Annotated in this window: 18 protein-coding genes; 7 read left to right on the top strand and 11 right to left on the bottom strand. The window is 71.6% G+C overall.

Features of this window, described 5'->3' with window-relative positions; all coding sequences use genetic code 11:
- Positions 1-153: 153 nt before the first annotated feature.
- Together QSJ40_RS01695 and QSJ40_RS01700 are read left to right on the top strand one after the other, a co-directional pair.
- The gene (locus QSJ40_RS01695) at positions 154-1,593 is read left to right on the top strand and encodes an alanine/glycine:cation symporter family protein (protein WP_040560477.1); all 1,440 of its coding nucleotides are present in this window, start codon (positions 154-156) and stop codon (positions 1,591-1,593) included.
- A 111-nt stretch (positions 1,594-1,704) separates the two neighbouring features.
- Entirely contained in the window at positions 1,705-2,541 is an 837-nt protein-coding gene (locus QSJ40_RS01700) for a D-hexose-6-phosphate mutarotase (protein WP_204782225.1), read from the top strand.
- Positions 2,542-2,662: 121 nt separating this feature from the next.
- Here the strand turns inward: QSJ40_RS01700 and QSJ40_RS01705 are convergent, their stop codons facing one another.
- Positions 2,663-3,064 (bottom strand): hypothetical protein, encoded by a 402-nt coding sequence (locus QSJ40_RS01705; RefSeq protein WP_024289814.1) that lies wholly within the window; start codon positions 3,062-3,064, stop codon positions 2,663-2,665.
- 490 nt (positions 3,065-3,554) lie between these two features.
- On the opposite strand from QSJ40_RS01705, the gene QSJ40_RS01710 reads away from it, so the two are divergent.
- The gene (locus tag QSJ40_RS01710) at positions 3,555-5,288 is read left to right on the top strand and encodes a DEAD/DEAH box helicase (protein ID WP_285728415.1); all 1,734 of its coding nucleotides are present in this window, start codon (positions 3,555-3,557) and stop codon (positions 5,286-5,288) included.
- Positions 5,289-5,455: 167 nt separating this feature from the next.
- Here QSJ40_RS01710 and QSJ40_RS01715 read toward each other — a convergent pair whose 3' ends face one another.
- The 3 genes from QSJ40_RS01715 to QSJ40_RS01725 all read right to left on the bottom strand — a co-directional run bounded on the left by QSJ40_RS01715 (position 5,456) and on the right by QSJ40_RS01725 (position 8,955).
- The gene (locus QSJ40_RS01715) at positions 5,456-6,928 is read right to left on the bottom strand and encodes an HAD family hydrolase (protein ID WP_285728416.1); all 1,473 of its coding nucleotides are present in this window, start codon (positions 6,926-6,928) and stop codon (positions 5,456-5,458) included.
- Between the two features lie 10 nt (positions 6,929-6,938).
- On the bottom strand, positions 6,939-7,811 hold the full coding sequence (locus QSJ40_RS01720) for a VanW family protein (RefSeq protein ID WP_058870754.1): 873 nt from the start codon (positions 7,809-7,811) through the stop codon (positions 6,939-6,941).
- Positions 7,812-7,902: 91 nt separating this feature from the next.
- The gene (locus QSJ40_RS01725) at positions 7,903-8,955 is read right to left on the bottom strand and encodes a cation diffusion facilitator family transporter (RefSeq protein WP_053447893.1); all 1,053 of its coding nucleotides are present in this window, start codon (positions 8,953-8,955) and stop codon (positions 7,903-7,905) included.
- Positions 8,956-9,100: 145 nt separating this feature from the next.
- Here QSJ40_RS01725 and QSJ40_RS01730 point away from each other — a divergent pair, with 145 nt between their 5' ends.
- Together QSJ40_RS01730 and QSJ40_RS01735 are read left to right on the top strand one after the other, a co-directional pair.
- A complete protein-coding gene (locus QSJ40_RS01730) occupies positions 9,101-9,655 on the top strand; it encodes a hypothetical protein (protein ID WP_058870753.1) in 555 nt (184 codons plus the stop codon).
- A 40-nt stretch (positions 9,656-9,695) separates the two neighbouring features.
- Complete coding sequence (locus QSJ40_RS01735) at positions 9,696-10,346, top strand: CDP-alcohol phosphatidyltransferase family protein (RefSeq protein WP_006213822.1); 651 nt, start codon at positions 9,696-9,698, stop codon at positions 10,344-10,346.
- Here QSJ40_RS01735 and QSJ40_RS01740 read toward each other — a convergent pair.
- Positions 10,330-10,947: a GNAT family N-acetyltransferase gene (locus QSJ40_RS01740; protein WP_058870752.1), complete on the bottom strand. Its 618-nt coding sequence runs from the start codon at positions 10,945-10,947 to the stop codon at positions 10,330-10,332. The genes QSJ40_RS01735 and QSJ40_RS01740 overlap by 17 nt on opposite strands.
- Positions 10,948-11,040: 93 nt before the next feature.
- On the bottom strand, positions 11,041-11,508 hold the full coding sequence (locus tag QSJ40_RS01745) for a hotdog fold domain-containing protein (RefSeq protein WP_024289820.1): 468 nt from the start codon (positions 11,506-11,508) through the stop codon (positions 11,041-11,043).
- A gap of 181 nt (positions 11,509-11,689) precedes the next feature.
- On the opposite strand from QSJ40_RS01745, the gene clpB reads away from it, so the two are divergent.
- Both clpB and QSJ40_RS01755 read left to right on the top strand, forming a co-directional pair.
- On the top strand, positions 11,690-14,290 hold the full coding sequence (clpB, locus tag QSJ40_RS01750) for an ATP-dependent chaperone ClpB (RefSeq protein WP_058870751.1): 2,601 nt from the start codon (positions 11,690-11,692) through the stop codon (positions 14,288-14,290).
- A gap of 202 nt (positions 14,291-14,492) precedes the next feature.
- Positions 14,493-14,708 (top strand): DUF3073 domain-containing protein, encoded by a 216-nt coding sequence (locus QSJ40_RS01755; protein WP_024289822.1) that lies wholly within the window; start codon positions 14,493-14,495, stop codon positions 14,706-14,708.
- Positions 14,709-14,915: 207 nt separating this feature from the next.
- Here QSJ40_RS01755 and purM read toward each other — a convergent pair whose 3' ends face one another.
- From purM to QSJ40_RS01780, 5 genes are all read right to left on the bottom strand, one after another.
- Positions 14,916-16,079 carry a phosphoribosylformylglycinamidine cyclo-ligase gene (purM, locus tag QSJ40_RS01760; RefSeq protein WP_058870750.1) on the bottom strand — a complete coding sequence of 388 codons (1,164 nt, stop codon included), beginning with the start codon at positions 16,077-16,079 and terminating at the stop codon, positions 14,916-14,918.
- 59 nt (positions 16,080-16,138) lie between these two features.
- Positions 16,139-17,818 carry an amidophosphoribosyltransferase gene (purF, locus tag QSJ40_RS01765; protein ID WP_006213816.1) on the bottom strand — a complete coding sequence of 560 codons (1,680 nt, stop codon included), beginning with the start codon at positions 17,816-17,818 and terminating at the stop codon, positions 16,139-16,141.
- Between the two features lie 4 nt (positions 17,819-17,822).
- Complete coding sequence (locus QSJ40_RS01770; RefSeq protein ID WP_058870749.1) at positions 17,823-18,191, bottom strand: hypothetical protein; 369 nt, start codon at positions 18,189-18,191, stop codon at positions 17,823-17,825.
- Between the two features lie 69 nt (positions 18,192-18,260).
- A complete protein-coding gene (locus QSJ40_RS01775) occupies positions 18,261-18,623 on the bottom strand; it encodes a sterol carrier family protein (protein ID WP_006213814.1) in 363 nt (120 codons plus the stop codon).
- Complete coding sequence (locus tag QSJ40_RS01780; protein WP_058870748.1) at positions 18,623-19,669, bottom strand: asparaginase; 1,047 nt, start codon at positions 19,667-19,669, stop codon at positions 18,623-18,625. Before QSJ40_RS01780 ends, QSJ40_RS01775 begins: the two co-directional genes overlap by 1 nt.
- Between the last annotated feature and the right edge of the window lie 3 nt (positions 19,670-19,672).

Below are 19,672 nucleotides of genomic sequence, written 5' to 3' on the forward strand. Positions count from 1 at the left end.
GGCTGGCAATCACCTGTGTGCTTAGATGCTTTCGGATGCGGCGTGTCGCGCGTCTCTCCGGCTCCAGACTCCCTGACGAGAGGACCCCCCGTGATCCAGGACCTGCTCGACCAGCTCGCGGGCATCGGCTCGTACTGCTTCACCCCCGGCTCGATCGATGCCGCCCAGTGCTTCGGCAGCTTCGGCTCGATCATCTGGGGGCCCTTCTGCCTCATCCCGCTGATGCTGCTCACGGGCATGTACCTGACCATCCGCCTCTCGGGCCTGCAGCTGCGCAAGCTGGGCCCGTCGCTGCGCCTGGCCCTGCTCGACCGGGCGGACGACGACGCCGTGGGCGGCGACGTCTCCCAGTTCCAAGCGCTCACCACGGCCCTGGCGGCCACGGTGGGCACCGGCAACATCGTGGGCGTGGCCACCGCGATCTCGATCGGCGGCCCCGGCGCCCTGTTCTGGATGTGGGTCACGGGCGTGTTCGGCATGGCCTCCAAGTACTCCGAGGCCTTCCTGGGCGTGCGCTTCCGCACGACCGATGCCAAGGGGGAGATCTCGGGCGGGCCGCAGTACTACCTGCAGCGCGGCATCCCGGGCGGCATCGGCAAGTTCCTGGCCCTGTTCTTCGCGGTGGCCGCAGCGCTGGCGTCGTTCGGCATCGGCAACATGACGCAGGGCAACTCCATCTCCTCGAATGTCGAGGGCTCGTTCGGCATCCCCCTGTGGATCACCGGAGCGGTGCTGGCCATCCTGACGCTCGCCGTGCTGGTGGGCGGCATCAAGTCGATCGCCAAGGTCTCCTCGGGCTTTGTGCCGATCATGATCGTGTTCTACGTCGTGGGCGCGATCTGGATCCTGATCGTCAACATCGTCGACGTCCCCGCGGCGATCGCCCTGATCTTCACCGACGCCTTCTCCGGGACGGCCGCCGTGGGCGGCTTCGCCGGCTCTGCGCTGATCCTGGCCGTGCAGATGGGCGTGGCCCGTGGCGCGTTCTCCAACGAGTCCGGCATGGGCTCGGCCGCCATCGCCGCCGCCGCCGCCCAGACCACCCACCCGGTGCGCCAGGGCCTGGTGTCCATGACCCAGACCTTCATCGACACGATCATCGTGGTGACGTTCACCGGCCTGGTGATCATCACGACCGGCGTGTGGGAGCAGGGCTCGGACTTCGCCGCGACCATGACGGGCGACGCCTTCTCGCACGGCCTGCCCGGCAACTGGGGCCACTACGTGGTGACCATCGGACTCGTCCTGTTCGCCTACTCCACGATCCTGGGCTGGGCCTACTACGGCGAGCGCTGCATGGAGCGGCTGTTCGGCCGGAGGGCCGTCATGCCCTACCGCGTCGTGTTCTCGATCGTCGTCTACATCGGCTGCACCGTCCCCCTGGCGGTCGTGTGGAACTTCGCCGACGTCATGAACGGCCTCATGGCGATCCCCAACCTGATCGGCCTGCTTGTGCTCTCCGGGCTGATCTACCGGGAGACCAAGTACTACCTCGACAACGATCCGCAGCTGCGGGCCGGCAAGGCGCAGATCGACGCCTTCATGGCGGGCCACCCCGGCGGCATCGACACGTACGAGTCGACCGGGCGCTGAGCGCACTCGGGAGGGGCCTGCCGGCGGACCGGCAGGCCCCTCGTCGCTTTTCCACGGCAAACGACGACGACAGCTTCCCCTGCGGCAGCCGAGCGTGCCTAGGGTGGGAGCATGAGCGAACTCAACCACCCTCTGGCCCTGAGCGGCGACGCCGGGATCGCCACCGTCTACGACCAGGGCGCCCACGTCGCCTCCTGGACCCCGTTCGGCCACGACCCGGTCCTGTTCGTGTCCCGGCGCTCCGGATTCCAGGTGGGCACGTCCATCCGCGGCGGGATCCCCGTGTGCTTCCCGTGGTTCGGCCCCGGCCGCAGCGGGGACCGGAAGCCGGCGCACGGATTCGCGCGCATCGTGGACTGGGCGCGGGTGAGCACCGAGCAGGATGCGGCGGTCTTCGAGCTCACCGACGCCGCCCTGTCGCAGGAGCACCGGGAGTCCTTCCCGCACGCGTTCCGCGCTCGGCTCTCCGTGCGTGCCGGGGCGTCGCTGGAGGTCGTGCTCAGCGTGGAGAACACGGGGGAGGAGGCCTTCGAGATCGAGGAGGCGCTGCACACCTACCTGGCCGTCGGCGACGTCCGGGAGGTCGAGGTGCGCGGCCTCGAGGACGCCGAGTTCATCGACAAGACGCAGGACAACGCGCTCGTGCCCGCCGCCGGCCGGTCGCTGCGGCTGACGGGGGAGACGGACCGCGTGTACCTCTCGGGCGGGCCCGTGACGGTCGAGGATCCTGTGCTGGGCCGGCGCCTGCGCATCACCATGCGCGGGGCTGCGGACACCGTCGTGTGGAATCCGTGGAGCGAGAAGGCCGCGGCCATGTCCGACTTCGGCGACGAGGAGTGGCCGGCCATGCTGTGTCTCGAGGGCGCCAATGCGCTCGAGCACGCGGTGCGGGTCGCACCCGGCGAGGTCCACGAGCTCGGCTATCGGATCGACGTCGAGACCGACTGAATCCATCGAGAGCCTGCTGCCCGGACATGCGAACGCCCCCACCGTCACGGTGGGGGCGTTCGCCTGCTCTCGGGGCGGCAGCTGTCAGCGGCTGCGCCCGGGCGGAAGCGGAGCGCTCAGCTCACTTCTTGCCCTGAGCGATCAGGCTGGCGCCGATCGCGGCGAGCCAGACGTCCTTGGACAGCGGCGTGCCCTCCTGGGAGGGGCGGATGCCGTCCGCCTGGGTGAGCTCGTCGTTGCGGAAGTACATGCTCAGCATGCCGGCGGAGAACGCGAGCAGAGCGGCGCCGGCCAGGCGCTTGTTCACGAACGGGGTGACCAGCGCTGCGCCGATGCCGACCTCGGACAGCCACAGGAACTGCCCGAAGGTCTTGTCGTCCCACTCGCCGAACTGCGGGATGCCGCTGGCGGCCATGCCCTTGAGGTGGCCGTAGGCCTCCTCGGGGAGGTCCTTCTTCCCCAGCCCGGACTGGATGAGGTAGGCGCCGGAGACGCCGCGGAGGATGGCATTGGAGAGGCGCATTCGTGCTCCTTCAGGTCGGGGGTCTCGGCTCCCGCGTGCCGCGAGGAGCCGATGGGTGATCCGTCACGATGTTAGCAGGGCCTCCCGGGGTGGGCCGGTGCGCGTCGGGGCGCCGGCCCCGCTGAGCGAGGGCCGGGCTCGTGCTGCGCCTCACGGCGGTCAGGGGCCTATTCATGTAGGGTCGATGAGTTGCACATGGCACTGCCCGCCGCGCACCGGACCCGACGGCCGTTCATCGGCCCGGGACGTGAGATCTGAAGCGAGATGGGCAGGCAGCGCGTCGAACACCCCGCGGGCACGCGGACGGCGCAGGACGCAGACGGACCCTCGAGGGCAGACCTCGGGTCTACGCCTGCAGCGGACCGGGAGCTCGAAAGCCCCGGACGTCACTGCGCGAGTCCGGTACGTCGCCTCCACGCGGATCGTGAGATCGGCGCACCCCGGCCGGCCGATACCGGCGCCGGGACATCCGATCGAAAGTGCTCTTCCCTTGACGTCCTTCATCGACCTCGGCGTGCCCGAGGCACTGGCTCGTGTCCTCTCCCAGCACGGGATCGACCAGCCCTTCCCCATCCAGACCAAGACCCTCCCGGACTCGCTGTCCGGGCGCGATGTGCTCGGCCGAGGCCGCACCGGCTCCGGCAAGACCATCGCCTTCGCCCTTCCCCTGGTGACCCGCCTGGCAGGCCTGGCCCAGGGAACCAGCCGCGCGCCGCGCAGGGCCAACCGGCCCACCGGCCTGGTGCTGGCCCCCACTCGCGAGCTCGCCACCCAGATCGATCGGGCGATCGCTCCACTGGCCGAGGAGGCCGGGCTGTCGACCACCGTGATCTTCGGCGGCGTCTCGCAGGTCCACCAGGAGCGCGCGCTCTCCCGCGGCGCCGACATCGTCGTGGCCTGCCCGGGCCGCCTCGAGGACCTGCTCAAGCAGGGGGTCCTGACCCTCGACGACATCCGCGTGACCGTGATCGACGAGGCCGATCACATGGCCGACATGGGCTTCCTGCCCGTGGTCACCCGCATCCTCAAGCAGACCCCGGACGACGGCCAGCGCCTGCTGTTCTCGGCCACGCTCGACGGCGGCGTGGACGTGCTGGTCAAGAAGTTCCTGCACGACCCCGTCACCCACTCGGTGGATGCGCCCAAGGCCGCGGTCTCGACCATGGAGCACCACGTGCTCGTGGTCGATGCCGATGAGAAGCAGGCGCTGATCGAGACCCTGGCCTCCGGCACGGGGCGGCGCGTGATGTTCACGCGCACCAAGCACCGCGCCAAGAAGCTGGCCAAGAAGCTCTCGCAGCAGGGCATTCCGGCGGTGGACCTGCAGGGCAACCTCTCGCAGAACGCGCGCGACCGGAACCTGGCGAGCTTCTCCCAGGGCGATGTCCGCGTGCTCGTGGCCACCGACGTGGCCGCCCGCGGCGTGCACGTGGATGACGTCGAGCTGGTCGTGCACATCGATCCGCCGGCCGAGCACAAGTCCTACCTGCACCGCTCCGGTCGCACGGCCCGCGCCGGCGCCCAGGGCCAGGTCATCACGATCGCCACGCGCGAGGAGCGCCGCGACGTCGAGAAGCTCATGAAGCAGGCCGGTGTGATCGCCGAGTTCTCCGAGGTCTCGATCGGCTCGCCGGTCGTCGCCGATCTCGTGGGCGAGCGCGCAGAGCGCGTGGAGTACGTGGCTCCGGCCCAGCAGCAGCCCTCCGGCGGCCGGGGTGCGCGGCGCTCCGGCGGCCGCGCCGTCGAGGGCCGTCCCGCCCAGCGCCAGGGCGGTCGTCAGGGCTCGGGCCGCGGCGGCCGCGGCGGGGACGACGCCCGCGGCGAGTCCCGCGCCGAGGGCGGCCGCTCGCGCGGCGGCCGCGGCGCACAGCCCGAGGCCCAGGGCGGCCAGCGGGGCGGGCGCTCCGAGGGCCGCGCCGGTGAGCGCGGCCAGTCCCGCTCGGGCGGTCGCGGTGGACGCGGCGCCGAGCAGGGCCAGGCCCAGGGCCGGCGCGACGGAGGCCGCGGAGGCCGTCCGGTCCAGGGCGGCGGCCGCTCCGGCGGCGGTCGTCCCGCCGGCTCGGGCCGCGGACGCAGCGGCGGCGCTCGCAGCACCGCTGCTCGCACGGACGCCCCGGCAAGCGCTGTGGCGCTGCACGGCACCGCGGACGCGGTGGCCGATCGCGCCACGCAGGCAGCGGCTCGTCGTCGTGACCGCCGCGCCGGCGGCTCGCCGCGCGGCTGAGGCCCGCCCCGTGAGGCGCAGGGGCCGGCTCGGCTGAGCAGCCGGGCCGGCCCCTGCCGCCCAGGGCCGCGTCGTCTCAGGCGGACGGCGGCACCCGCACAGAGCAGAAGCCCGGGATCTCCACGTGGAGATCCCGGGCTTCTGCCGTGCCCGACCGGGGCGGCGGATCAGCCGCGGTTCAGGTGCAGCACCTGACTGGCGGGGCGTCGGGTGGCGCGCTCGAGCTCGGCGCGGGAGCGATCGGCGGCATCTGCCCGAGCGGAGGCCTCGGACGGATCCCCCTGCAGATCTGCCGTCATGTCACAGCGGGGCAGCTCGGGCACCAGCGGGCCGATCGAGCGCAGCAGCTCGAGGGTCACGTCTTCGTGCCGGGCCACGGGCACGAAGCCGGGCTCGGTGGGGACCTCTCGCTCGCCGGGGACGATCACCACCGGCATGCCGGCGGCAGTGGCCGACTGGGCGCCGGCGATCGAGTCCTCCACGGCGATGCAGTCCTCGGGGGCCGTCATGAGCCGCTCGGCGGCCGTCAGATAGGGCTCCGGGTGCGGCTTGGCGTGCTCCACGTCCTCGCGCGAGACCGCCGCGCGGATCGCGTGCGGGGCTGCCGCCGCGGTGCCCGCGATGACCGCGGCCAGCGCATTGGTCACGATCGCGGCGGGGATCGCGGCCTCGGCGAGCTCGTCGAGCAGCTGCGGGCGTGCGGGCAGGAAGGGGACGTGCTCGGCGGTCGCCGCCGCCACCTCGGCGCCGATGCGGTCGGTGACCTCCTGCAGCTCTCCCTGCGCTCCGCGATCGAGCATCAGCTGCGCCGACTCCTGGACGGTGCGGCCCAGGGTGGCCATGTCGTCCTCCTCGGTCCACTCCTGGCCGAACGAGCGGGCCACGGTGCGCTTGGCGATGGCCCACTCGGGCTCCGTGTCCACCAGGGTGCCGTCGTGATCGAGCAGGACGGCCTTGGGCCACGAGCGGTGCTGGGGATCCAGCCACTCGAGCAGGGCCAGGGAGAGCTGGCGGTGATCGGTCAGATGGACGGTTCCCCGCTGCGGGTCCACGGGCAGGGCCCCGGGGACGACGACCACGGTCATGCCCGCGGCCTGGGCGGCCTCCACACCGGAGGGGGAGTCCTCGATCGCGATGCACTGCGCCGGGTCCACCCGCAGGCGGCGAGCGGCCTCCAGGTAGCCCTCCGGGGACGGCTTGGCGGCGATGCCCTGGGCGAGCTCGCGGTCGCCGATGATGACGTCGAACATGTTCTCGGGGCCCTTGGCGGCCGTGTGCTCGGCGATCTCGGTGGTGGCGTTCGTGACGATCCCGGCCGGGATGCCGGCAGCGGCCACCTCCTCGAGCAGCGACTCGACACCCGGGATGAGCTCTGGGTCCTGCTCGCGCAGCAGCTCGCGGGACAGCAGCACCAGGCGCTCGCCCATGGCCCGGTCCTCGAGCTCCACGCCGCGCTCGCGCAGCCGCTGCAGCGTCAGCCCGATCGACCGGCCCATGACGTCGTCGGTGTCCTGGGCGGTCCACGTGCCGCCGTGCTCAGCGGCCAGCCGCCGCTTGGCCAGGTCCCAGAGGGGCTCGGTGTCCATCAGGGTGCCGTCGTGGTCGAACAGGACGGCCTGGGGGAAGGTGCGAGAGGACATGCGCACCAGCCTATCGGCGCTGGGCGGACTCGGATTCCGACAGCGGGCGGATGGGCTCGGTGATCCGGTCGCGGTCGTAGACCACCAGGGCGTCGTTCTCGAGCAGCGTCTCGCTCGCCACGATGTTGCCCGTGCGCTTGTCCCTGGTGCTCCGGCTGACGATGTTGTGCCGGCGCACCTGCAGCTTCCCGGTCTGCGGGTCCAGCGCCTCGTAGAACCACCCGTCCTCCTCGCGGACATGGAACTTCTGGTCCAGGGGAGCATCGGCGCGCAGCTCGCCGCGCAGGTGCTCGTCATCCGTGCGGACCCGGAACTGGAAGGTGATGCCGGTGTCGTTGCGCAGGCGGTAGTCCAGGAAGTTCCACACGATGGAGGTGCCGGTGCCGAACGGGATCTGTCGCTTGAAGTCGGGGAAGAGATCCAGGCCGGAGTGGTGGTGGTGCTCCACGATGCTCAGCGGCGAATGCAGCGCCATCCAGTGCAGGAGGTTGGTGAACTGGCACAGCCCGCCTCCCACCCCGGTCTCCGCGCGGTCGTCGAAGATCACCACGCCGGGCTGGAACCCCCGCCTGGAGCTGGGCTCGCCCACCAGCCGCCAGAAGGAGAACGTCTCTCCGGGGCGGATCAGGATCCCGTCCACGTGCGGGGCGGCCAGACCGAGCGAGACGGCCTTCCCCTCCTGCAGCTCGGGCTGCGCATTGCCCAGACGGCGGCGGATCAGCGAGTTGTGGGTGTAGACCTTGACCGGCAGCGACTCCTGCGACGCCTGCCGCGCGAAGCTGCTGCGCCGCAGGCCGTCGGCGATCCTGCGCTGCATCCGGCGGCGGGCGAGGGCGATCTGATAGGTCGTCGGCGAGAGCTCGGAGAAGAGACGGCGTGCCATGATCTGCCTCCTTCGGCGTCGGGGGCACGCCATCCAGGGTGGCCCTCCGGTTTGCAGAGGGGAACAGGTGACGCCGAGGGGCGGCGCAGCCTCAGTCGTGGGCGGGGCCCAGAGCCTCGTGGCGGCGGTGCGATGCGGGCTCGAGCTGGAAGGTGGTGTGCTCCACGGCCACGGGGAAGTGCTCCACCGTGCACAGCTGCAGCGCGTCCAGGACGGCGGGCAGGGAGCCGTCGTGGAAGCAGTCGTCGTCCACGACCACGTGCGCGGTGAGCACGGGCACCCCGGTGGCCACCACGGAGGCGTGCAGATCGTGGATCGCCGCCACGTGCGGGACGGTCTCCAGGTGCTCGCGGACCTCGGTCACATCCAGACCGCGGGGGGCGGATTCGAGCAGCACGGAGCCGGACTCGCGCAGCAGCATGAGCGCCCGGGGCAGGATCAGCAGCGAGATCAGCAGGCCGGCCAGGGCATCGGCGCCGGTCCAGCCGGTGAAGTGGATGACGGCGGCCGCCGCGATCACGGCGACGGAGCCCAGGGCGTCGTTGAGCACCTCCAGGAAGGCGGCGCGCATGTTCATCGAATCCCCGCGCCCGCCCGCCAGAACCAGCAGCGAGGCGATATTGGCAGCCAGGCCCACGGCGCCGATCACGGCGAGCAGCACCACGTCCGTGTCCGCGGCCGGCGGGGGATCCAGCAGCCGCCGGACGCCCTCGACGATCGCGTAGAGGCCGACCACGAGCAGGACGGCGGCCTGCATGCCCGCGGCCAGGATCTCGGCGCGCAGCCAGCCCCACGTCCGGTGCGAGGAGCTCGGCCTGGCCGCCAGCGAGGCGGCGAGCAGGGCCAGCAGCAGACCGCCGGCGTCGACGAGCATGTGGGCGGCATCCACGAGCAGGGCCAGGGAGCCGGTGATCACCGCCCCGATGACCTCGGCGATCAGGATGCTCGACGTGATGGCGAAGGCGATGGCCAGGCGGCGACGGCCCGCACCCGCTGCATGGTCGTGGGAGTGCCCGCCTCCGTGCGCATGGCCGTGACTGTGGCCGGAGGCCTCTGCGGCGGCGCCGTCGGGGACGGCATGGGCGCTGCGGGTCTGCGCGCAGGCATGGTCGTGGGGGCGGGGGATCGTGGGGCGATCAGCCATGGCGCACCTCCTGCAGCACGGGGCCTCGTCGACGCCGACCCTTCCGGAAATTATCACGCCGCCGGCAGCTCCACTGCCGCCGGTGCGGTGCCCGGCCCCGTGAGCGCTGGGCGGGAGCGTCGGAGAGCGCTTCTAGGATGGAGCCATGAGCGCCCCGCTGGATGACCCCCGACGCCGCGGAGCCGTCGCCAGGACGGTGCCGCTGCTGGCCCCGGCGATGGCGCTGCTGCTGGCCGCGTGGCTCGCGCTGTCCTCAGCACCCGTGGGCGGGCCGGGGCAGCGCTGGCCGATCTGGCTCGGCGCGCTGGGCGCCCCGCTGGCACTGCTGCTGTGGATCGCCGCGGGCATGGTGCTCGCCGATGCACGTCACTACATCCAGCGCCGGGCTCGGCCGCTGACCTGCTGGCTCATGGTCGTCTCCTGGTCCCTGGCCGTGGTGCTGGGGGCGCTGCTGCCGGATCTGGTGGACGGCGAGCCCGCCTCGCTCTTCCTGGCCACCTTCCCCGGAGCCACCCCCGGTCTGAGCTCGGGATTCGCCAACACCGTGGGCGTGCTGATGTTCGCCGCGGCTGCTGCGAGCCTGCTGGCTGCGGCGCTCGACGTCCGCCGCACCCGCCTGCTGAGCCGCGGCGTGCCCCTCATCCCTGAGCCCGAGGACGAGGACCGCCTGCGCGAGCAGTGGCTCGACTCCTTCCGGTGACCGCGCCTGCACCCCTCCCGCCGAACAACGGATCCGCACCATGAACAAGGCCCTGACCGCTCTGCGCGACGGACTCCTGCCGCCGTCCCTGCGAGGCGATGAGCCCGCGGGACAGGGGCGTGCCGCGCAGTCGTCGTCGCACGCGGACAGCGGCGTGGTCACGGTCCCCAATGCCTTCACCGCGCTGCGCTTCCTGCTGATCATCCCGGCGGTCATCGCGATCCTGCAGATCCAGGAGCGGCCCTGGATGCCGCTGGTGCTGGTGGCGATCTTCTCGCTGACCGACTGGGTCGACGGCTTCCTGGCGCGACTGCTGGACCAGTTCAGCGAGTTCGGCGCCAAGCTGGATCCGATCGCCGACCGGATCGGCCTGGGCCTGGTGATCATCGCGCTGACGGTCGAGGGCATGCTGCCGCTGTGGGCGATCCTGGTGATCGCCGCGGTCGATGTGGCGCTTCTGGTCATGCTGGTCCGGCTGCGCCTGCGCGAGGGCATGGCGGTCACCTGGGCGGGCAAGCTGCGCACCGCCCTGACCATGCTGGGCGTGGTCGGGGTGCTGGCAGGGCCGGCCTTCGACTGGTCGTGGCTCACCGCCCTGGGCTCGGTGTGCGTGCAGGTCGGCGCCGTGCTGCACGTGCTCAACGGGATCGGCTACGCACGCACCGCCCTGCGGATCAGCCGCGGCGCATGACCACCTGCTCCACCCCGGCGGAGTCGGTGATCAGCTCCACGAGCTCGAAGCCGCTGCGCTCGTAGAGCCGACGGCTGCCCGGGGTGGTCGACTCGAGGCCCACGGGCAGGCCCTCGGCGCGGGCCAGGCCGTGCTCCAGCAGGGTCGAGCCCACGCGACGGCCCTGCGCGGCCGGAGCCACCGTGAGGTAGGACAGGCGCCAGTGCGGCTCCTGGGGGTGCAGGCGGTCGTAGGTGCGGCTGTCCTGCTGCTGCTTCTGCGGGTCCGTCCCCAGGATCTCGCCAGCGCGGCGCTCGGCCTCCCGGGCTGCCGGGTCCTCGTGGGCCTTCGACTCGGGGCGGTCCCAGACGGCCGCACCCAGGATCTGTGGACCCTGATCGCCGTGCAGCTCCGCGACGTCCACCGCGGCATGGGGCAGCCAGACCTGCTCGAGCAGCAGGCGGTAGTGGGCCTCGAGCCGCTTGGTGAGGTCCTCGCCCGGCGCCGCATGGGCGCGGGCCCACGGATCATCGGTGAAGGCCAGTGCCATCACTCCGGCGATCGTCTCGAGGTCCTCGGCGCTTGCCGGGCGGACGCGGATCGCGGTCTCGGAGGTGGTCATCGCGGAGCCTTTCGGGTCGGGACTGCGCCGCTACGGAGCGCGTCGGGGCAGCGGGGTCACACTATCCAGTCCGGCGGCGGCCCTGCAGGGCATTCAGCGCCTGGCCTCCGAGAGCCACAGGGGGATGACGCCGCGCACCACCTCGGTGCCGTCGCGCAGGTGGGCCGTCACGCGCACGGGCACCTCGCAGGGGAGGGGCTGCTCCCAGTCCGCCGGGTCGGTCTCGGCCAGGCATCGGACGTCGCCGGGGACCTTGGCCACGTAGTCGAGCCGGATGCCCTTGGGGATCCAGCGCGTGCCCTCCGGCAGCGTGGCCTCGGCCAGCAGGCCCATGGCCGCCTCGAGTCCGTTGCCGACGGCCAGGGCGTGGACGGTGCCGATGTGGTTCTGCACCGCGCGCCGCTTGCGGATCTGCACCACGGCGCGGTGCGGGGCCATCTCGAGGACCTGCGGGCGCACGGAGGCGAAGTAGGGGGCCTTGAGCATGTAGGCCAGGGAGAACGCTCGCTTTCCCAGGGGGCGGGCGGCGAACTGCTGGTACATCCGGTAGGTGGAGGTCATGCCCCGATGGTAGAGAAGATAGCGGGGAGAGGTGTCGAGCATCACTCCGGTGACGCAAGCCCGTGCCCATGGTGTATGGCGCAATAAACTTGAGTGGAGTAGACTCAAGTCAAGACAACACAAGAGGCGTCGAGGTCCGCAGGAGTGCAGCGGGCGGCAGCGCCGGAACAAGGAGGAACCTGTGGACACTCAGCTGACCACTCGCTCGCAGGAGGCCGTCTCGGCGGCGGCCGCTGCGGCCTCGACCGGAGGCCACCCGCAGATCGAGCCTCTGCACCTGCTGGACGCGCTGCTCCAGCAGCGCGACGGCGTCGCCGTCGCCATCCTGGAGGCCGCAGGCACGGACGTCGCCGCACTGGCCACGGCGGTCACCGCCAAGCTCGGCGCGCTGCCGTCGGTCTCTGGCGACACTGCCAACCAGGCCCAGTTCAACCGCGCCGCCCTGCAGGCGGTCAAGGCGGCCGAGGCCTTCGCCCGCGAGCTCGGGGACGAGTACGTCTCGACCGAGCACCTGCTCTACGGCATCGCCGAGGGCCAGGGCGCTGCGGCCGAGCTGCTGGCCTCGGCCGGCGCCTCGCCCGCGGTCATCCGGGAGACGATCCCCAAGGTGCGCGGTGACCGTCGCGTGACCTCGCCGGATCCCGAGCAGACCTTCCAGGCGCTCGAGAAGTACGGCACCGACCTGACCGCGATCGCCCGCGAGGGCAAGCTCGATCCGGTGATCGGACGCGACGGCGAGATTCGCCGCGTCATCCAGGTGCTGTCGCGGCGCACCAAGAACAACCCCGTGCTGATCGGCGAGCCCGGCGTGGGCAAGACCTCGGTCGTCGAGGGTCTGGCTCAGCGCATGGTGGCCGGGGACGTCCCCGAGTCGCTGCGCGGCAAGACCCTGATCGCCCTGGACATCGGTGCCATGATCGCCGGCGCCAAGTACCGCGGCGAGTTCGAGGAGCGCTTCAAGGCCGTCCTGGATGAGATCAAGGCCTCCGAGGGGCAGATCGTCACCTTCATCGATGAGATCCACACCATCGTGGGCGCCGGCGGCGGCTCCGAGGGCGCCATGGATGCGGGCAACATGCTCAAGCCCATGCTCGCCCGCGGCGAGCTGCGCCTGATCGGTGCCACCACGCTGGACGAGTACCGCGAGAACATCGAGAAGGACGCCGCGCTGGAGCGCCGCTTCCAGCAGGTCTTCGTGGGGGAGCCGTCGGTGGAGGACACGGTCGCGATCCTGCGCGGGCTCAAGGAGCGCTACGAGGCGCATCACAAGGTCCAGATCGCCGACAGCGCCTTGGTGGCGGCTGCGAGCCTGTCCAACCGGTACATCCCGCAGCGCCAGCTTCCGGACAAGGCCATCGACCTGATCGATGAGGCTGCCTCCCGGCTGCGCATGGAGATCGACTCCGCTCCGGAGGAGATCGACCAGCTGCGCCGCCAGGTGGACCGCCTGACCATGGAGGAGCTGGCCCTGGAAGGGGAGACCGACCCCGCTTCGGTCGAGCGGCTGGCCGCACTGCGCAAGGACAAGGCGGACAAGCAGGCCGAGCTGGATGTCCTGAACTCCCGGTGGGAGCAGGAGAAGGCCGGGCTGAACCGCGTGGGCGATCTCAAGGCGCAGATCGATGAGTTGCGCTCGCAGGCCGAGCGCGCCCAGCGCGGCGGCGATCTGGGGGAGGCCTCGCGCCTGCTCTACGGCGAGATCCCGGCTCTGCAGAAAGAGCTGGAGCGCGCACAGGAGCAGGAGGACGCCGCTGCCGATCGCGAGCTCATGGTCTCGGAGGAGGTCACCGCCGATGACATCGCCGAGGTGGTCTCCGCCTGGACGGGCATCCCCGCCGGGAAGATGCTGCAGGGCGAGGCAGAGAAGCTGCTCGAGATGGAGTCCATCCTGGGTCGGCGCCTGATCGGCCAGAAGAAGGCCGTGAAGGCGGTCGCCGACGCCGTGCGCCGCTCGCGCGCCGGCGTCTCCGACCCCGACCGCCCGATCGGCTCCTTCCTGTTCCTCGGCCCCACGGGCGTGGGCAAGACCGAGCTGGCCAAGGCGCTGGCCGAGTTCCAGTTCGACGACGAGCGCGCCCTGGTGCGCATCGACATGTCGGAGTACTCGGAGAAGCATTCCGTCGCCCGTCTCGTCGGGGCCCCTCCGGGATACGTGGGCTACGAGGAGGGCGGTCAGCTCACCGAGTCGGTGCGGCGCCGGCCCTATTCGGTCGTGCTGCTCGACGAGGTCGAGAAGGCCCACCCCGAGGTCTTCGACATCCTCCTGCAGGTGCTCGACGACGGCCGCCTGACCGACGGACAGGGCCGGACCGTGGACTTCCGCAACACGATCCTGATCCTGACCTCGAACCTGGGCAGCCAGTTCCTGGTGGATCCCGAGCTCGACGAGACCGCCAAGCGGGAGGCCGTGATGAACGTGGTCAATGCCTCGTTCAAGCCGGAGTTCCTGAACCGGCTTGACGAGACGATCATGTTCGATCCGCTGAGCACCGAGGACCTGTCGCACATCGTCGAGATCCAGGTGCGCGAGCTGGCGCGTCGCCTCGAGCCGCGCCGCTTGCGCCTGGAGGTGACCCCGGCGGCCCGCGAGTGGCTGGGGCTCGCCGGGTTCGACCCGGCATTCGGCGCCCGGCCGCTGCGCCGCCTGGTGCAGCAGCAGATCGGCGATCGGCTGGCCCGCGGTCTGCTCGCCGGCGACATCGTCGACGGCGACACCGTCCGCGTGGATGTCGATCCGAGCATAGACAGCGACGGGCTGGTCGTCACCGCCGAGCGCGACTGATCGTCAGACGCCGCAGCCGCCCGGCGGTCGCCCCTTCCTCCCGCGGAGGGGCGACTGCCAGGTCTCTGCCAGGTAGGGTCGGGTCGATCCAGGAGCGTTCGAACGTGTACCCTGGGGCCACGATTCATACGCACATCACCGGGGCAGCACTGTGTGTCGACTGGCTGCCGACCGGAACCGAGAGACAGAGGGGGTCACGCTCATGGGGCGCGGCCGTCAAAAGGCGAAGGCAACGCGACAGGCTCGGGAGATGAAGTACTTCACCCCCGACACCGACCTCACCGCACTGCAGCGCGAGCTGCGGCAGTCGGGGCCGACCGAGAGTCGGCGCCCGGCGTTCGAGGACGACCAGCACAGCGCGGTCGACTCGCACTCCGAGGATCAGGACAGCTACGAGTACGACGATCGTCGCCGCTGAGCCTCCCCTCTCCTGAAGGGGTCAGCCGGTGCGACCGGCGTGCGAAGAGCCCCCCACCGTTCGGTGGGGGGCTCTTCGCATGCCAGCTGATCTCGGGGCGGGCGCCCCGTGGGCCGTGAGCGGCCCGCCGCGGCCGCGAGGAGTCGCTCGTGCAGGGCTTCAGCACGCGAAGGCCTGCACGAGCGACTCCTCGCGGGGCTCGATCGCTCAGCCGGCGTAGTCGCCGACCAGGTGCACTGCGCCGCCGTCGACGCCCTTGGCTCCCTGAACCCAGTCCGGTCCTCCGCCCAGGCCGTCGGCCGGCAGGTCCTCGACCTGGCCCATGATCCAGGCGTCCATGCCGCGGGAGTGCAGGCGGGCCAGGGCGGAGTCGGCCGCGGACGGATCGACGACCGCGATCATGCCCACGCCCAGGTTCAGCGTGCGCTCCAGATCGGGCTGCGGGACGCTGCCCAGGGTGCCGATCAGCTGGAAGACCGGCGGAACCGACCACGTCCCGCGATCGACCACGGCCACGGTGCCCTGCGGCAGCACGCGGGCCAGGTTGGCGGCCAGTCCTCCGCCGGTCACGTGGGTGAACCCGCGCACACCCGAGCCGGTCGTGCCGTCACGGCCGTTGACGGGGAAGGAACGGGCCAGATCCAGGACGTCGGCCGCGTAGACGCGGGTGGGCTCGAGCAGCTCCTCACCCAGGGTGCGCCCGAACTCCTCGACCTCGCGCTCGAGCGACCAGCCGGCCACGTCCAGGACGCGGCGGACCAGAGAGTAGCCGTTCGAGTGGATGCCCGAGGAGCCCATGGCGATCAGGACGTCGCCCGAGCGCACGCGGTGCGGTCCGAGCAGCTCGTCGGCCTCGACCACGCCGGTCGTGGCGCCGGCGACGTCGTACTCGTCCGGGCGCAGCAGGCCCGGGTGCTCGGCGGTCTCGCCGCCCACCAGGGCGGCACCGGCCGCGGAGCAGGCGGCGGCGATGCCGCGCACGATATCGGCGATGCGCTCCGGCACCACCTTGCCCGTGGCGATGTAGTCGGTCATGAACAGCGGCTCGGCGCCGACCACCACGATGTCGTCGACGACCATGCCCACCAGGTCCCAGCCGATGGTGTCGTGGATGTCCAGGGCCTGGGCGATCGCGACCTTGGTGCCCACGCCGTCGGTCGACGAGGCCAGGTACGGCTTGCGGTAGCCGGTCAGCGCCGAGGCGTCCCACAGCCCGGCGAAGCCGCCGAACCCGCCGACGACCTGGGGCGAGTGGGTGTCCTTGACGGCGGCGCGCATCAGCTCGACCGCGCGGTCACCGGCCTCGACGTCGACGCCGGCCGAGGAGTAGGTGATGCTCTGGGCCGCGTCTGTGCTCTTCTGATCGGTCACGATGCTCCTGGGGTGGCGTGGTGGTCGTGAGGTGTGCGATGCGGGGCCGACGGCCGCGCTCAGCGCTGGGACGAGCTGTGCTCGTGGGAGGTGCGGGTGTCCTGCTCCAGGACCAGGTCCTCGAGCTCGGAGTCGGGTCCTGGATCGCACGAGCCGACCTCGGAGGAGGGCTCGGCGTCGTCGGCCAGCCGGATGCGCTCGCCCGAGGCCTCGACGGTCTTCTCCTCGCTCGCGGCGGCTGCGGACTCAGTCCGGCCGTGGGGCGCCGAGGGGGCGCGACGAGCCTCCACGACGGACTTGCCGAGAGCATCGGCTGCGGGCAGCTCGGTGGGATAGCGCCCGGAGAAGCACGCCGTGCACAGCTCGGAGGGCTCCTGCCGGGTGGCCTCGATCATGCCGTCCTCGGAGATGTAGCCCAGGGAGTCGGCGCCCAGGGAGGCGCGGATGTCATCGACGGCCAGCCCGTTGGCGATCAGCTCCGCGCGATTGGCGAAGTCGATGCCGTAGAAGCAGGGCCACTTGATGGGCGGCGAGGAGATGCGCACGTGGATCTCGGCCGCGCCGGCCTCGCGCAGCATGCGCACCAGCGCGCGCTGGGTGTTGCCGCGCACGATGGAGTCGTCGACCACGATCAGCCGCTTGCCCGCGACCACGGACTTCAGCGGGTTGAGCTTGAGGCGGATGCCGAGCTGGCGGATCGTGTCCGAGGGCTGGATGAACGTGCGGCCGACGTACGAGTTCTTGACCAGGCCGTTGCCGAACGGGATCCCGGAGGCCTCGGCGTAGCCGATCGCCGCCGGTGTCCCGGATTCGGGGGTGGGCATGACCAGATCGGCCTCGACGGGGTGCTCGCGGGCCAGGGCTCGGCCCATGTCCACGCGGGACTCGTAGACCGAGCGGCCGTGGATCGCGGTGTCCGGGCGGGCCAGGTACACGTACTCGAAGACGCAGGCGGCGCGACGGGCCTCGGCGAAGCGGTGCGAGCGCAGGCCGTCCTCGTCGATCGCGATGAACTCGCCGGGCTCGACCTCCCGCACGAACGAGGCGCCCACGATGTCCAGGGCGGAGGTCTCCGAGGCCACGACCCAGCCGCGCTCCAGGCGGCCCAGCACCAGCGGGCGGATGCCCTGCGGGTCGCGCGCGGCGTAGAGGGTGTGCTCGTCCATGAAGCTCAGGCAGAAGGAGCCCACGAGCTGCGGCAGCAGCGCCAGCGCGGCCTCCTCGAGGGAGTCGTGCGGGTGCTCGGCCAGCAGCGAGGTCACCAGGGCGGTGTCCGTGGTGTTGCCCCGGGCCATCTCGCCTCGAGAGGGGAAGCCCGACTTGTCGATGAGCTTGTCGTAGAGCTCCGCGGAGTTCGTGAGGTTGCCGTTGTGGGCCAGGGCGACCGTGCCGTGGGGCGTGGCGCCCAGGGTGGGCTGGGCGTTGGTCCAGGTCGAGCCGCCGGTGGTCGAGTAGCGGCAGTGCCCGACGGCCATGTGCCCGATCAGGGTGTTCAGCGTCGTCTCGTCGAAGACCTGGGAGACGAGCCCCATGTCCTTGTAGACGCTGATGCGCTCGCCGTTGGAGGTCGCGATCCCCGCGGACTCCTGGCCGCGGTGCTGGATCGCGTACAGGCCGAAGTACGTCAGCTTGGCGACGTCCTCGCCGGGGGCCCAGACGCCGAAGACCCCGCATTCGTCCTGCGGAGCCCTGTCGTCGTCGAAGGTCTCGTGGGTCAGTCGTCCATCAGGTCGCAGCACGGGTTCAGTCTCCCACGTCGGCGGATCGGTCGTTCGGGGCGGCGGTGCGGGACTCCAGGCGTGCCTGCACCTCCCGGGCTCGTCGCACCGAGATGCGGTCGGCGACCACGTAGGCCACCGCTCCCAGGGCCATGCCGAGGAGTGCGAAGATCACCGCCATGTAGCCGATGACCTGGGTGGTCGTGAACTCCACGTTGCCCGATCCCAGCACGCCGATGACGATGCCCGCGATCAGGCCGATCGCTGCGCCGGTGCCCAGGAACACGGAGACCCTGGGCGCCCGGCGGAGGCTGAGGGTCGTGAGCTGCTCCTGGTCCTCGACGGGAGCCGTGGAGCCGCGGAGCGGGGTGGTCGGGGAGTCTTCGGAGGGCATGGGTCTCAGGATAACGGCCGCGGAGGCCGAGCGATCCCGCCGGAGGCCTCGCGCTGGGAGGCGTGCGTCTCAGGCCCCGAGCAGCGGCAGGACGCCCGAGAGATCGGTGCGGGTCCCGGAGGCCGCCACTCGGCGATCGGCCACGGCATCGGCCCAGCTCAGGCGCCCGGTGGCCAGCTCGAGCCACGTCCGGGCGTCGGTCTCGACCACGTTCGGCGGGGTGCCGCGGGTGTGGCGCGGGCCCTCGATGCACTGGGTCACGCCCAGGGGCGGAACGCGCACCTCCACCGAGTTGCCCGGCGCGCGCTCGGCGAGCTCCTCGAGGGTGAAGCGCACGGCCGTGGCGATCGTGCTGCGCGGGGGCTCGTCGTCGCGTCGCCAGGCGGCCACGGCCAGGGTGCCGTCGGCGGGATCGATTCGTCGCCGGGCCATCAGCCGCGCCTCCGGGCTCCGGCCGGCTCGACCGGCTCCTGCCCGTGCTCGCGCAGAACGTCGACGACGGCGGGGGCCAGCTCGAATCCGCCCACGACCGCCTCGGCGCCCGTGATGGACGGGGTGGCGTCCTCGATCACGGGTCGGGCCCGCTCGGGGTCGATCGCCCCGACGGCGATCAGCAGGTTCAGGCCCACGAGCGCGTTGATGCGCCCGGAGCCGTCGAGGGTCTTGACGGCCACCGAGTAGCCGTCGGTGGTGCCCAGCCCCAGCACGCCCTCGGCGCCGAGCTTGGCGATGACGTCGAGCTGCTCCATGATCACGGTGTTCGACCGGCCGGGGCCCTCGACGAACTCGGGGTAGTCGAGCATGGCGGTGGCGACCGTGGCCATGCGGGCCTCTGCGCGGATGTTGCGCGCGGCGGCGCCCAGGGAGGCGTACGCCCTGCCGAGTCCGCTCAGCGAGATCGCGGCCAGGGGAGCCCCGCAGCCGTCGACCCCCACGAGGGAGGGCTGCTCGCCGGTGACCTCGGCGATCACGCGCAGCACCTCCTGCTGCAGCGGGTGCTGCGGATCCAGATAGGTCTGCGGATCCCAGTCGTTGACCGCGCATGCCGCGAGGAAGGCCGCGTGCTTGCCCGAGCAGTTGTAGAACAGGCGCGAGTCCTGCTCCTCCGGGCGGTGGCGCCCCACGGCCGGGCACTGCAGGGCCGTCTCCGCCACGCCGGCCTCCTCGAGGATGGAGCGCACGGCGGCAACCTGGTCGTCGTCGGCGCGGTGGGAGCCGGAGGCGATCGCGATCTGGCCCAGGCTGAGGATCGCCCCGGAGTTCATGGCGGCGATCGTCTGGAACGGCTTGAGAGTGGAGCGGGGGAAGATCGGCGTGTCGATATCGCCCAGGCTGATCAGCCGGGAGCCGTCCGGGCCGGTCACCACTGCGGAGCCGATATGGCGGGTCTCCACGAAGCCGCTGCGCCGCAGGCGGGCGATCTCCACGGCGGAGGAGGCGGCGAAGGTCTCGTCGGGACTCGGATTCTGCATCGTCATGGC

The organism is Kocuria sp. NBRC 114282 (assembly GCF_030268385.1).
Lineage (GTDB): Bacteria > Actinomycetota > Actinomycetes > Actinomycetales > Micrococcaceae > Kocuria > Kocuria palustris.

Coding starts and splice junctions, on each gene's coding strand:
- QSJ40_RS01700 (WP_204782225.1), top strand. CDS start 1,705: ATGAGCGAACTCAACCACCCTCTGGCCCTGAGCGGCGACGCCGGGATC.
- QSJ40_RS01705 (WP_024289814.1), bottom strand. CDS start 3,064: ATGCGCCTCTCCAATGCCATCCTCCGCGGCGTCTCCGGCGCCTACCTC.
- QSJ40_RS01715 (WP_285728416.1), bottom strand. CDS start 6,928: ATGTCCTCTCGCACCTTCCCCCAGGCCGTCCTGTTCGACCACGACGGC.
- QSJ40_RS01720 (WP_058870754.1), bottom strand. CDS start 7,811: ATGGCACGCCGTCTCTTCTCCGAGCTCTCGCCGACGACCTATCAGATC.
- QSJ40_RS01725 (WP_053447893.1), bottom strand. CDS start 8,955: ATGGCTGATCGCCCCACGATCCCCCGCCCCCACGACCATGCCTGCGCG.
- QSJ40_RS01730 (WP_058870753.1), top strand. CDS start 9,101: ATGAGCGCCCCGCTGGATGACCCCCGACGCCGCGGAGCCGTCGCCAGG.
- QSJ40_RS01735 (WP_006213822.1), top strand. CDS start 9,696: ATGAACAAGGCCCTGACCGCTCTGCGCGACGGACTCCTGCCGCCGTCC.
- QSJ40_RS01740 (WP_058870752.1), bottom strand. CDS start 10,947: ATGACCACCTCCGAGACCGCGATCCGCGTCCGCCCGGCAAGCGCCGAG.
- QSJ40_RS01745 (WP_024289820.1), bottom strand. CDS start 11,508: ATGACCTCCACCTACCGGATGTACCAGCAGTTCGCCGCCCGCCCCCTG.
- QSJ40_RS01755 (WP_024289822.1), top strand. CDS start 14,493: ATGGGGCGCGGCCGTCAAAAGGCGAAGGCAACGCGACAGGCTCGGGAG.
- QSJ40_RS01770 (WP_058870749.1), bottom strand. CDS start 18,191: ATGCCCTCCGAAGACTCCCCGACCACCCCGCTCCGCGGCTCCACGGCT.
- QSJ40_RS01775 (WP_006213814.1), bottom strand. CDS start 18,623: ATGGCCCGGCGACGAATCGATCCCGCCGACGGCACCCTGGCCGTGGCC.
- QSJ40_RS01780 (WP_058870748.1), bottom strand. CDS start 19,669: ATGACGATGCAGAATCCGAGTCCCGACGAGACCTTCGCCGCCTCCTCC.